The organism is Bacillus sp. ISL-47, from assembly GCF_018613175.1.
Taxonomy (GTDB): domain Bacteria; phylum Bacillota; class Bacilli; order Bacillales; family Cytobacillaceae; genus Cytobacillus.
Genome location: NZ_JAGGQS010000026.1, coordinates 23,235 through 36,214 on the forward strand (window position 1 = coordinate 23,235; position 12,980 = coordinate 36,214).

Here is a 12,980-nt window from a genome sequence, read left to right on the forward strand (position 1 = left end):
TGAATAATCATGAAAAAGTATAAAAACTGCACAAAGTGAAAACTGCCATTAAAGGCAATTTTCTTTATTTTAATAAAATAATTTATCTGTTGGTGATGTCATAAATCACATTGAATACAAGGGTTTAGCGGCATTTTAATATTTTTAATTTTTAAATAAATATAATATTTTAGAGTTAATGGTAGACAAGGGTAGTGTCATTTTATAAAATGAAAGCGCAGTCTATTTTTTGAAGAGTTAGATAGGAGGATGGGAAATGAATATACATGAGTATCAAGGTAAAGAAGTCCTCAGACAATACGGGGTAGCAGTTCCGAACGGAAAAGTGGCCTTTACAGTTGAGGAAGCTGTGGAAGCTGCCAAGGAACTAGGCACAGAAGTTTGTGTTGTTAAAGCGCAAATCCATGCTGGAGGACGAGGAAAAGCTGGCGGTGTAAAAGTTGCCAAAAACCTCGAAGAAGTACGTACATATGCAAGTGAGATCTTAGGGAAAACGCTTGTGACACACCAGACTGGCCCGGAAGGAAAGGAAGTAAAGCGCCTGCTTATTGAAGAAGGCTGTGACATTAAAAAGGAATACTATGTTGGTTTAGTATTGGACCGTGCAACGTCACGCGTTGTTTTAATGGCTTCTGAAGAGGGCGGTACAGAAATTGAAGAAGTGGCAGAAAAAACACCTGAAAAAATCTTCAAGGAAGAAATCGATCCAGTTCTTGGTCTAACAGGATTCCAGGCACGCCGAATCGCTTTCAATATCAATATTCCAACTGCGCTTGTAGGACAAGCTGTAAAATTCATGATGGGCTTATACAAAGCTTATATTGACAAGGATTGCTCCATTGCTGAAATCAATCCGCTTGTTGTAACAGGAGACGGAAAGGTAATGGCATTGGATGCGAAGTTAAACTTTGACTCAAATGCTCTTTACCGTCAAAAAGACATCCTGGCTCTTCGTGACTTGGAAGAGGAAGATGCGAAGGAAATTGAAGCTTCAAAATATGATCTTAGCTACATTTCCCTAGATGGAAACATCGGCTGCATGGTTAATGGTGCAGGTTTGGCAATGGCCACAATGGATATTGTTAAGCATTACGGCGGAGACCCGGCCAACTTCCTTGATGTTGGGGGCGGAGCTACAGCTGAGAAAGTTACAGAAGCTTTCAAAATCATCCTTTCTGACAAAAACGTAAAAGGTATTTTTGTTAATATCTTTGGCGGAATCATGAAATGTGACGTCATCGCTACTGGAGTAGTAGAAGCAGCGAAGCAAGTAGGCTTAAACGTGCCTTTAGTAGTCCGTTTGGAAGGCACAAATGTTGAATTGGGCAAGAAGATCCTTGCTGAATCTGATATTGATATCATCGCAGCTGAATCAATGGCTGACGGCGCGCAAAGAATCGTTTCATTAGTAGGTTAAAACTATAAAATGAGCGGCCGTTCAGGTGCGGCAGCACTAAACCAGCCTGAAGCAGGATTTATTATTTCTGCAACTTGCTTGGCTTAAGTTCTGGCGACCCGGAAGGGCATCTCTGGAAACCAGAAAGGAGAATTAACGTGAGCGTATTTATTAATAAAGATACTAAAGTTATAGTTCAAGGGATTACAGGTTCAACTGCCCTTTTCCATACAAAGCAAATGCTTGAATACGGCACTCAAATTGTCGGCGGTGTTACTCCAGGAAAAGGCGGCACAGAAGTAGAGGGTGTTCCCGTTTTCAATACTGTGGAGGAAGCAGTTAAAGCAACAGGTGCAAACGCTTCTGTTATCTACGTTCCAGCTCCGTTTGCTGCAGATGCAATTCTTGAAGCGGTAGATGCTGAACTTGATCTTGCAATCTGTATCACAGAGCATATTCCTGTATTGGATATGGTCAAAGTTAAGCGTTACATGGAAGGCAAGAAAACTCGCCTTGTAGGACCAAACTGCCCAGGCGTTATCACTCCTGAAGAGTGTAAGATTGGTATCATGCCAGGATACATCCATACTAAAGGACATGTAGGGGTTGTATCACGTTCAGGAACGTTGACATATGAAGCAGTACACCAGTTATCACAGGCTGGAATTGGCCAATCTACTGCTGTTGGAATCGGCGGAGACCCGGTTAATGGAACAAACTTCATCGATGTATTGTCTGCATTCAATGAAGACCCTGAGACTTATGCTGTAATCATGATCGGAGAAATCGGCGGAACTGCGGAAGAAGAAGCTGCAGAGTGGGTTAAAGCTAACATGACTAAACCTGTTGTAGGCTTCATCGGCGGACGTACTGCACCTCCTGGAAAACGCATGGGCCATGCTGGCGCTATTATTTCCGGAGGCAAAGGAACTGCTGACGAAAAGATCCGTGTAATGAACGAGTGCGGAATTCAAGTAGCAGATACTCCATCTGTTCTGGGTGAAACTCTCATTAAGGTCTTAAAAGAAAAAGGCCTTTATGATAAGTGTAAAACTCATTAATTAACTGATTTCTATAAGAATAGTCCCCCTGTATAATGGGGGGCTATTTCTACATTGTTAAACCCGCCTGCATTTCCCTTCACTTACATCCCTTCTCAAGCACCTTTTTTATTTTTTTCTAAAACTAAGGAGGCTCCCCATGAAAGAATTCAATATGAAGCTGGCTCATTTGCATCATTGCAAAGGCGTGAGCTGGAGTATGATTTTTAGCATCCTAAAAAAAGATCCGCAATTAAAGTTCCTTTACAATGATCCGTTTTACAATTCAAACCCCCAATTCATTAAAAATCAGGCTTCCTTTTCAGAAACTCTTCATGATCTTCATTCAAATCGAATTCAGGAACAAATTCGTCAATACTCTCCTAATGGCATTAAAATAATCACCCTCTTTGATGAAGATTACCCGGTGCTTTTAAAAGAAACCTACCAGCCTCCCTGGATTTTATATGCAAAAGGGGATGCAGGTCTCCTGAAAACTGGAACGCATCTTGCAGTGGTCGGTTCGAGGCAGGCTACAGAGTATGGTGAGCGGGCCATTGAATATTTGTTCCCTAAACTTATCCAAAACGGAGTTGTCATTGTGAGCGGCCTTGCGGCAGGTGTAGATGCGATTGCCCATAAAGAAGCAATCAAAAATGGAGGAAAAACAATTGGCGTCATTGCGGGAGGACTTTTTCATATATACCCCCAGGCCAATCAAAAACTCGCTTATGAAATGATGAACAATCATCTAGTTATCTCTGAATATCCGCCTAATACAAGGCCGTCAAGATGGCAGTTCCCGATGAGAAACCGAATAATCAGCGGCATTAGCAGAGGCACTTTGATTATCCAGGCAAAAAGCAAAAGCGGTTCCCTCATTACTGCTAACTATGCTGTTCAAGAAGGGAGGGAAGTTTTTGCAATTCCGGGAAGTATTTTTAGTGCCTATTCAGCGGGGACAAATGAGTTAGTACAACAGGGGGCCAAGCTAGTCAAAACTGCAGAAGATATACTTGAGGAACTGATTTACTAAGCTATTTAAGAAAGAGTGTTCTCTAAATTAGAGAAAGTGTTTATTGTGTGGAAGGTGCTTAACAACTGCGGGAGAAGTGAGTTTCAGGAGACTTCTCTGGGAAGCTGCTAAAACTGCCGCGGGAAGCGCCCATCCTGTAGCGGAAATCAGCCTCTCTCACTACTTGCTTAAAGCGAAAACAGCTTTACTAAGCATTGGATAGTGAGCCTTAGGCCGGTGGAATATGGCTCTCTATTTCGCAAAAAAAACTCTTTTTTGTGTATTTATTTAAAGGATTTTTTACAAAAAGGTTGAAATTCTATTAAAACTGTTATACATTTTGCAACAGGTATCCGTAAGAGGAAATGAATGTTTGAGTCATGAAAAATTTAACGGAACCGTTGAAAACGGTTTCCAAATAAGCCGATTATGTTTGACAAACCTGAATAGAATATAGAATAATAATGAATATTTAACTGACAGGTGCAGTATAGCTGGATAGAAATGCAAGCTGCCCGATTGAAAAAGGTAAATATCTGCAGATTAAATGAATGTTTCGAATCCGGAGTTAGGAAAAAATGCTTTTCCAAAATTAAGATATATATATAATGCCATTCAGCCTACAATAAAAGATCAATCTTAGAAAGGCAAGTTACAGTCCTTCAAAATTGATTATGTCCTGAATGTTAAAATTCCCTCTCAAGGAGGACTATTGATGTCAGAGTTTCTTGTAATCGTTGAATCACCTGCAAAGGCGAAAACGATAGAGCGTTATCTTGGAAAAAAATATAAGGTTAAAGCTTCCATGGGGCATGTAAGGGATCTGCCGAAGAGCCAAACGGGCATAGATGTGGAAAATAATTTTGAACCAAAGTACATAACCATTCGTGGAAAGGGCCCTGTTCTAAAAGAACTGAAAACAGCGGCCAAAAAAGCTAAGAAGATTTACCTTGCGGCTGACCCCGACCGCGAAGGGGAAGCTATTGCCTGGCATTTGGCCCATAGCCTGGATATGGATATTAACTCGGAATGCCGCGTCGTTTTTAATGAAATTACGAAGGATGCGATCAAAGAATCTTTCAAGCATCCGAGGCCGATTAATATGGATTTGGTTGACGCACAGCAGGCAAGAAGGCTTCTTGATAGACTGGTTGGTTATAATATCAGCCCTTTATTATGGAAGAAAGTGAAAAAAGGCTTGAGTGCAGGCAGGGTTCAATCCGTCGCAGTCAGGTTGATTATCGACCGTGAAAAAGAAATAAAGAACTTTATACCGGAAGAATACTGGTCGATTGATGGGGAGTTCTTAAAAGGAAAAACAGCTTTCGATGCAGCTTTTTATGGATTGGAGAATGAAAAAGTTGAATTAAAATCAGAAAGTGATGTCCAAAATATATTGGGTAAAATGAAGGGAAATAAATTTGAAGTTGCTTCTGTTACAAAGAAAGAAAGGAAACGGAATCCAGCTGCTCCGTTTACAACCTCCTCTCTTCAGCAGGAAGCGGCAAGAAAACTAAATTTCCGAGCCAAGAAAACGATGATGCTGGCCCAGCAGCTTTATGAAGGAATCGACCTTGGAAAAGAAGGAACGGTCGGTTTAATTACCTATATGAGAACGGATTCGACTCGAATTTCCGAGATTGCCCAAAGCGAAGCAGCAGAATATATTCAAAGTTCTTATGGCAAAGAGTTTTTGCAAAGTGAAAAGAAAAAAGAAAAGAAAAATAGCAATGCCCAAGATGCTCACGAGGCGATCCGTCCAACTAGTACGTTAAAGGTACCAGCAAGTTTAAAAGAATATTTATCACGTGATCAGCTTCGATTATACAGGCTTATTTGGGAAAGGTTTGTCGCCAGTCAGATGGCGCCAGCTGTTATGGATACAATGAGTGTGGATCTAAAGAATGGGGAAGTGATTTTCAGGGCTACTGGCTCCAAAGTTAAATTCCCTGGCTTTATGAAAGTATATGTAGAGGGTACGGATGACCAGGCTGAAGAAAAGGATAATATGCTCCCTGACCTAAAGGAAGGGGATGAGGTTTTAAAGAAGGATATTGAACCCAAGCAGCACTTTACCCAGCCTCCTCCAAGGTATACAGAAGCAAGGCTTGTAAAAACGCTTGAAGAACAAGGTATTGGGCGCCCGTCAACCTTTGCCCCGACTCTTGATACAATCCAAAAACGCGGATACGTCGCTCTGGATAACAAACGTTTTATTCCGACTGAGCTTGGAGAAATTGTTCATGAGCTGATGATAGAGTTTTTCCCGGAAATCCTTGATATAGAGTTTACCGCGAAAATGGAAAAAGACCTGGACTATGTTGAAGAAGGCAAGGTGAATTGGGTACAAATCATTGATGAATTCTACAGCGACTTTGAAAAACGCCTGGAAATAGCAGAAAAGGAAATGCAGGAAGTTGAAATCAAAGATGAACCTGCAGGAGAAGATTGCGAACAATGTGGAAGTCCGATGGTGTTCAAAATGGGACGCTACGGCAAGTTCATGGCCTGCAGCAATTTCCCGGACTGCCGCAATACAAAACCAATCGTTAAGGATATTGGAGTCAAGTGCCCGAAATGCAAAGAAGGAAATATAATAGAAAGAAAAAGCAAGAAACGCCGGATCTTTTACGGCTGTGACAGATTCCCTGAATGTGACTTCATTTCATGGGATAAGCCACTGCCGAGAAGCTGTCCAAAATGCGACAACTTGCTTGTTGAGAAAAAACTCAAAAAAGGTGTCCAGGTTCAATGCGTTGAATGCGACTACAAAGAAGAAAAGCAAAGTTAAGGGTGGGCTTAATGCTCACTCTTTTCTATTGCAGGATGTGAAATCCATATTCTTTCCAAATGACGTTTTTGCCTCTTTATAATGCTTGAAACTTTTTTATTTTTAAAACGTATTGTAAAATGGCAAAATGAATAAGAACAGGGTAAAGTAAGAGAGACTGTTTTTAAATATCAAATTTTAATTGGATCATAATGATCATAAGTATTTGTGGAGGTTCGTATTATGACAGATATAGCAGTAAATGTAATAGGTGCAGGGCTTGCTGGCAGTGAGGCCGCATGGCAGCTTGCCAGCAGGGGCATTCAAGTTCGTTTGTATGAAATGAGGCCCGTCAGGCAGACTCCTGCACATCATACGGATAAATTTGCAGAACTGGTTTGCAGCAATTCACTGCGTGCCAACACTTTAACAAACGCTGTTGGAGTACTGAAAGAGGAAATGCGTAAGCTAAATTCAGTGATCATTCATTCGGCAGACAGCAGTGCAGTTCCGGCTGGCGGAGCGCTTGCAGTTGACCGCCATGATTTTGCCGCGCGTGTCACGGAACAGGTTAAGAACCACCCAAATGTAACTGTAATAAATGAAGAAGTAACAGATATTCCAGAAGGGCCAACTGTTATCGCTACTGGCCCGCTTACAAGTGAAGCTTTATCTGCAAAATTGAAAGAGCTTTCCGGGGAAGATTATCTTTATTTCTACGATGCAGCTGCACCAATCATCGAAAAAGACTCGATTGATATGAATAAAGTCTATCTTAAATCACGCTATGACAAGGGAGAAGCTGCATATTTGAATTGCCCGATGACAGAGGAAGAGTTTGACCGTTTTTATGAGGCTCTGACAACTGCTGAAACGGTTCCATTAAAAGAGTTTGAGAAAGAAATCTTTTTCGAAGGCTGTATGCCGATTGAGGTAATGGCGAACCGGGGAAAGAAAACCATGCTGTTTGGTCCGATGAAGCCAGTAGGTTTAGAAGATCCCAAAACAGGAAAAAGACCTTATGCAGTCGTTCAGCTGCGTCAGGATGATGCTGCAGGCACGCTTTATAATATTGTTGGTTTTCAGACGCACTTGAAATGGGGTCCTCAAAAAGAAGTAATTCGCCTCATACCGGGACTTGAGAATGCAGAAATTGTACGGTATGGAGTGATGCACCGCAATACGTTTATCAACTCTCCAAAAGTGCTGCGTGCAACGTATCAGTTTAAAAACCGCAATGACCTCTTCTTTGCCGGACAAATGACTGGTGTAGAAGGCTATGTGGAATCTGCAGCCAGCGGGCTTGTTGCAGGCATTAATGCTGCAAGGCTTGTAAGAGGGGAAGATCCCATCGAATTCCCGCATGAAACGGCGATTGGCAGCATGGCACGCTATATTACAACTGCAAATCCAAAAAGCTTTCAGCCTATGAATGCAAACTTTGGGTTATTCCCTGATTTGCCGGTAAAGATTAGAGGGAAAAAAGAAAGAAATGAAAAGCATGCTGAAAGAGCATTACAAACAATTCAGAACTTTGTGAAAAATTTGTAAATTATGTTGCATGGGCTATTGAATTGTGTTACTATTTAGTAGCCCATGCGAGGTGAATGTAGATGGACCAAAATGTGAACGTTTATTTAAAGTTGTTTATTGAATATTTACAAATTGAAAAAAACTATTCACAATATACTATTGAACATTACCAACATGACATTAGGGAATTTCTTATGTTCATGTCTGAACAAGCGATCCCAGATTTGAAGACGGTTGAATATGCAGATGTCCGGGTATTTCTGACCAAGCTTTTTGAAAAAAAACTGGCCCGCAAATCAGTAGCCCGAAAGATATCAAGCCTCAGAAGCTTTTTTAGATTTTTGCTGAGAGAAGAACTGGTGGCTGAAAATCCTTTCGCCCTTGTTTCGATTCCAAAAGCTGAAAAAAAGCTGCCTGAATTTTTCTATGAAGAAGAATTGCAGCAGCTGTTTGAGGCCTGTGATGAAAGCACTCCACTTGGGCAAAGAAACAAAGCACTATTGGAATTGCTATATGCAACAGGTATGCGTGTAAGTGAGTGCAGTCAAATTCGTCTAAAGGATTTGGATATGTACTTATCTACTGTACTAGTGCATGGCAAGGGCAGCAAAGAACGGTATATTCCATTTGGCAGCTTTGCGCAAGATGCACTCGAAACATACATAACAGAAGGGCGTAAGGAATTATTGTCTAAAGGGAGCTTAACAGAAAATTTGTTTCTGAATGCACGCGGTGGACCACTGACTGCAAGAGGCATCAGAGAAATTCTAAACAGGCTTATTGAAAAATCAACATTAACCGGCAAGATTCACCCTCATATGATGCGTCATACGTTTGCGACACACTTGATGGCAAATGGAGCCGATATGAGAACAGTCCAGGAATTGCTGGGACACGCATTTTTATCTTCAACCCAAGTATATACGCATGTTACAAACGAATATTTAAAGAAGACCTATATGGCCCATCATCCACGGGCTTAATAGTTATTTGATTCATACGATTGAATACGGCAGATTAAATAAAAAAGCATTATGCTCCAAAGGAGGAGTCTTTCATGTCTGAATTTCATGCTACCACGATATTTGCTGTGCATCATAATGGAGAATGTGCGATGTCCGGTGATGGCCAGGTAACCTTTGGCAATGCAGTTGTGATGAAACACACAGCAAGAAAAGTGAGAAAGCTTTTTAATGGTAAGGTACTGGCAGGATTTGCAGGATCGGTGGCCGATGCATTTACATTGTTCGAAATGTTTGAAGGAAAGCTGGAAGAATACAATGGAAACCTGGAGAGAGCTGCTGTTGAGCTTGCTAAACAGTGGAGAAGCGATAAAGTTCTGCGCAAGCTCGAAGCGATGCTTATCGTCATGAACACCGATAGCTTGCTGCTGATTTCAGGTACGGGTGAAGTCATTGAGCCGGATGATGGGATATTGGCAATTGGATCAGGTGGCAACTATGCTCTGGCAGCTGGGCGCTCTTTAAAGAGGTTTGCAGGCGAACATTTATCTGCAAAAGAAATTGCAAAGGCGTCTCTTGAAATGGCCGCTGAAATATGTGTATATACAAACAACAATATTATTGTGGAAGAACTCTAACAAAAGGAGTGCTGTTACATGGGTAAAGGAACAAATTTAACTCCCCGCCAGATTGTTGACCGTCTGGACCAATTTATCATTGGACAAAAAGATGCAAAAAAGGCTGTTGCTGTTGCTCTTAGAAATCGCTACCGCCGCAGCTTGCTTGAAGAAAACCTACGTGATGAAATCAATCCAAAAAACATTTTGATGATTGGGCCTACTGGTGTAGGTAAGACGGAAATTGCCCGCCGTATGGCAAAATTGGTTGGTGCCCCTTTTGTTAAAGTCGAAGCAACAAAATTTACAGAAGTAGGGTATGTGGGAAGAGATGTTGAATCAATGGTCAGAGATCTTGTGGAAACTTCTGTACGACTCGTTAAAGAAGAAAAAATGTCAAGTGTTAAAGAAAGAGCGGAAGAAAGTGCAAACCGCCGAATTCTTGAACTGCTTGTACCTGGAGCAAAAAAGGCAGCTAATTATAAAAACCCTCTTGAAATGCTATTCGGAGGTGGAAATGATCAGCAGCAGCAGGATTCATATCAGACAGAAGATTTTAACCTGCAGGAGAAGCGCAAGATTGTTAAAGAAAAACTAGCTCTTGGTGAACTTGAAGATGAGGTTATCACTGTTGAAGTGGAAGAACAGCAGCCTTCCATGTTTGATATGCTGCAGGGCTCCGGGATGGAGCAGATGGGTATGAACATGCAGGATGCTCTTGGCAGTCTGATGCCTAAGCGCAGGAAAAAGCGAAAACTGACGGTGCGTGAAGCAAGACAGATATTAACAAATGAAGAAGCACAAAAGCTGATAGATATGGATGAGGTCAGCCAGGAGGCGGTATTCCGTGCTGAACAATCCGGAATTATTTTCATTGATGAAATCGATAAGATCGCAAGCAAAAACAGCGGAGGTTCTTCAGCAGACGTTTCAAGGGAAGGTGTCCAAAGAGATATTCTGCCTGTAGTAGAAGGTTCTACGGTAGTAACTAAATATGGTTCTGTCAAAACAGACCATGTTCTATTTATTGCTGCTGGAGCATTTCATATGGCGAAGCCTTCTGACCTCATACCTGAATTGCAGGGACGTTTTCCAATCCGTGTAGAGCTTACTAAGCTTACAGTGGAGGACTTCTACAAAATTCTAGTGGAGCCTGATAATGCTCTAATAAAACAATATGAAGCTTTATTGGTAACTGAAGGTATACAAATTGAATTTTCTGACGATGCTATTCGTAGGATTGCTGAATTCGCATTCGACGTTAACCAAAATACGGATAATATCGGAGCAAGACGTCTTCATACCATTATGGAAAAGCTCCTTGAGGATTTATCCTTTGAAGCGCCAGATATCACCATGGAAAAAATTACAATCACTCCTCAATATGTTGAGGATAAGCTTGGAGCCATTTCACGGAACAAAGATTTAAGTCAATTTATCCTTTGATAATGGCTTTTGTTTGATGAGGCAAGTGAAAGGGTAGACGAAAAAAAGAAGCCTGAATTTAGTCATAATAATTTGAAGCAATAAGATAGTTAATCTTAACAAAATATATGTTTATTGGTTGTAGCAAATAGGAGGAAATACAATGGATTTATTAACAAAAACAAGAAAAATTAATGCAATGCTCCAAAGAGCAGCCGGAAAACCGGTTAATTTCAAAGAAATGTCAGAAACACTAAGTGATGTAATCGAAGCGAATATTTTCGTAGTGAGCCGCAGAGGGAAGCTGCTGGGATTTGCTGTTAACCAGCAAATTGAAAATGAGCGAATGAAGCAAATGCTTGCAGATCGCCAATTCCCTGAGGAATATACGAAAAACCTTTTCAATATCCAGGAAACTTCGTCTAACCTTGATGTAGACAGTGAATACACTGCATTCCCAATTGAGAATAAAGACCTTTTCGCTAATGGTCTAACAACAATTGTGCCAATTATCGGTGGCGGTGAGCGTCTTGGTACGCTTATCCTTGCCAGATTGCAGGAGCAATTCCATGATGATGATTTAATTCTTGCTGAATATGGTGCTACCGTAGTTGGTATGGAAATTCTTCGTGAAAAAGCAGAAGAAATTGAAGAGGAAGCACGCAGCAAAGCAGTTGTACAAATGGCTATTAGCTCCCTATCATACAGTGAACTCGAAGCAATTGAACATATTTTCGAAGAACTTAACGGCAACGAGGGACTTCTTGTTGCATCAAAAATTGCCGATCGTGTTGGAATTACGCGCTCTGTAATTGTCAATGCTCTTAGAAAACTTGAGAGTGCAGGAGTTATTGAGTCCCGCTCACTTGGAATGAAGGGTACTTATATAAAGGTATTAAATGATAAATTCTTAGTTGAACTAGAAAAACTTAAATCAAACTAAAAAGAAAACCCGTCAAAAATGGCGGGTTTTTTTGTTACAAAAAAATTACAAATTAATATGGTAAATATATGTAATTATGTATAAATTGGTAAGTAAAACGACTCATCTTCTTCCATTATTCATTTTGTGAAAAATAGATGAATGATTCAAAAGTCTTATATAGACTCGGGGTACGAAGGCGGTGAAAGCTATTATAGGAAAGGGATCATAAAATATGGAAATATCTAGATAATCTAAATATAACTTTCAGCATATTTTAAAAATTTGTCGAAAATAGGACTAAAGAATCATTAAAATTAACCTGATGTACATAGACATATTATTTCATATTCATTACAATAATGTTTATGATGACATAATTTGTCCATTATCACCAAATTTCTACAATAATTACCAGTAGTTATTAAAATTTGAGGTGTGAGCATTGAAACTGTTTTCAGGAACCATATCCACAATTGAACATGCTTTAGATTACTCGTCACTTAAGCAAAAGGTCATATCACATAATATTGCAAATGCTGATACACCAAACTATAAAGCGAAGGATGCCAGTTTTAAAGAAGCCTTCCAACAGGCAGTTAATGGATCTTTGGAAGCAAATAAAAGCGATGCGAGGCATTATGACTTTAACGGCAGCGCATCTTCTGCACAGGGTCTGGTCACAAAAAGGAATGTTTCGTATAACCATAATGGAAATAGTGTGGATCTTGATAAAGAAATGTCGGATTTAGCGACAAATCAAATTTATTACAATGCAATGATAGAAAGAATGAGCGGGAAATTTTCAAGTCTGCAGAATGTTATAAGGGGAGGAAAATAAGAATGTCCATATTTCACAGTATGAATAACACAGCATCTGCCCTAACAGCCCAAAGACTTCGTATGGATGTGATTTCATCCAATATGGCAAATGCAGACTCAACCAGGAGTGTAACCGGGGAAGGGCCTTACAGAAGAAAGTCAGTTATTTTGGAGCCGAATGAAGGACAGTTCTCCTCCTTTTTGAATATGGCAATGAGTATGGGGAGAGGGATTTCAGGCGGCAACGGCGTAAAAGTGTCCAGAATTATCGAAGACAGAGAAACACCGACTAAAATGGTTTACGACCCCACCCATGTTGACGCGGATGAAAATGGATACGTTGAGATGCCAAATGTGGATCCGCTAAGAGAAATGGTGGATTTAATTGGTGCAACAAGATCCTATGAAGCCAATGTAACTGTTTTTAATGCCTCAAAGGGTATGATGATGAAAGCACTAGAAATAGGCAAATAGGGAG

The 12,980-nt window shown here is 40.5% G+C and carries 11 protein-coding genes; all 11 read left to right on the top strand.

Annotated elements, in window-relative coordinates:
• Positions 1-256: 256 nt before the first annotated feature.
• The gene (sucC, locus tag J7I93_RS10145) at positions 257-1,417 is read left to right on the top strand and encodes an ADP-forming succinate--CoA ligase subunit beta (RefSeq protein ID WP_214725752.1); all 1,161 of its coding nucleotides are present in this window, start codon (positions 257-259) and stop codon (positions 1,415-1,417) included.
• Positions 1,418-1,554: 137 nt separating this feature from the next.
• A complete protein-coding gene (gene sucD / locus J7I93_RS10150; RefSeq protein ID WP_214725753.1) occupies positions 1,555-2,457 on the top strand; it encodes a succinate--CoA ligase subunit alpha in 903 nt (300 codons plus the stop codon).
• 139 nt (positions 2,458-2,596) lie between these two features.
• The gene (gene dprA, locus J7I93_RS10155) at positions 2,597-3,472 is read left to right on the top strand and encodes a DNA-processing protein DprA (RefSeq protein ID WP_214725754.1); all 876 of its coding nucleotides are present in this window, start codon (positions 2,597-2,599) and stop codon (positions 3,470-3,472) included.
• A 694-nt stretch (positions 3,473-4,166) separates the two neighbouring features.
• On the top strand, positions 4,167-6,242 hold the full coding sequence (gene topA / locus J7I93_RS10160; protein WP_214725755.1) for a type I DNA topoisomerase: 2,076 nt from the start codon (positions 4,167-4,169) through the stop codon (positions 6,240-6,242).
• A gap of 222 nt (positions 6,243-6,464) precedes the next feature.
• Positions 6,465-7,772: an FADH(2)-oxidizing methylenetetrahydrofolate--tRNA-(uracil(54)-C(5))-methyltransferase TrmFO gene (trmFO, locus tag J7I93_RS10165; RefSeq protein WP_214725756.1), complete on the top strand. Its 1,308-nt coding sequence runs from the start codon at positions 6,465-6,467 to the stop codon at positions 7,770-7,772.
• 62 nt (positions 7,773-7,834) lie between these two features.
• A complete protein-coding gene (gene xerC / locus J7I93_RS10170; RefSeq protein ID WP_214725757.1) occupies positions 7,835-8,737 on the top strand; it encodes a tyrosine recombinase XerC in 903 nt (300 codons plus the stop codon).
• A gap of 74 nt (positions 8,738-8,811) precedes the next feature.
• Positions 8,812-9,354, top strand: a complete 543-nt coding sequence (hslV, locus tag J7I93_RS10175) for an ATP-dependent protease subunit HslV (RefSeq protein ID WP_110065700.1) — start codon at positions 8,812-8,814, stop codon at positions 9,352-9,354.
• A gap of 18 nt (positions 9,355-9,372) precedes the next feature.
• Positions 9,373-10,779 (top strand): ATP-dependent protease ATPase subunit HslU, encoded by a 1,407-nt coding sequence (gene hslU / locus J7I93_RS10180; protein WP_214725758.1) that lies wholly within the window; start codon positions 9,373-9,375, stop codon positions 10,777-10,779.
• Positions 10,780-10,921: 142 nt separating this feature from the next.
• Positions 10,922-11,701 (top strand): GTP-sensing pleiotropic transcriptional regulator CodY, encoded by a 780-nt coding sequence (gene codY / locus J7I93_RS10185; RefSeq protein WP_214725759.1) that lies wholly within the window; start codon positions 10,922-10,924, stop codon positions 11,699-11,701.
• Between the two features lie 424 nt (positions 11,702-12,125).
• Positions 12,126-12,521, top strand: coding sequence for a flagellar basal body rod protein FlgB (gene flgB / locus J7I93_RS10190; protein WP_214725760.1), 396 nt, complete (start codon positions 12,126-12,128; stop codon positions 12,519-12,521).
• A 2-nt stretch (positions 12,522-12,523) separates the two neighbouring features.
• Positions 12,524-12,976: a flagellar basal body rod protein FlgC gene (gene flgC, locus J7I93_RS10195; RefSeq protein ID WP_214725761.1), complete on the top strand. Its 453-nt coding sequence runs from the start codon at positions 12,524-12,526 to the stop codon at positions 12,974-12,976.
• Positions 12,977-12,980 lie beyond the last annotated feature (4 nt).

Bases quoted from the DNA above. Each gene is read 5' to 3' on its own strand.
- trmFO (WP_214725756.1), top strand. From the start codon at position 6,465: ATGACAGATATAGCAGTAAATGTAATAGGTGCAGGGCTTGCTGGCAGT.
- dprA (WP_214725754.1), top strand. From the start codon at position 2,597: ATGAAAGAATTCAATATGAAGCTGGCTCATTTGCATCATTGCAAAGGC.
- xerC (WP_214725757.1), top strand. From the start codon at position 7,835: ATGGACCAAAATGTGAACGTTTATTTAAAGTTGTTTATTGAATATTTA.
- hslV (WP_110065700.1), top strand. From the start codon at position 8,812: ATGTCTGAATTTCATGCTACCACGATATTTGCTGTGCATCATAATGGA.
- sucC (WP_214725752.1), top strand. From the start codon at position 257: ATGAATATACATGAGTATCAAGGTAAAGAAGTCCTCAGACAATACGGG.
- flgC (WP_214725761.1), top strand. From the start codon at position 12,524: ATGTCCATATTTCACAGTATGAATAACACAGCATCTGCCCTAACAGCC.
- codY (WP_214725759.1), top strand. From the start codon at position 10,922: ATGGATTTATTAACAAAAACAAGAAAAATTAATGCAATGCTCCAAAGA.
- hslU (WP_214725758.1), top strand. From the start codon at position 9,373: ATGGGTAAAGGAACAAATTTAACTCCCCGCCAGATTGTTGACCGTCTG.
- topA (WP_214725755.1), top strand. From the start codon at position 4,167: ATGTCAGAGTTTCTTGTAATCGTTGAATCACCTGCAAAGGCGAAAACG.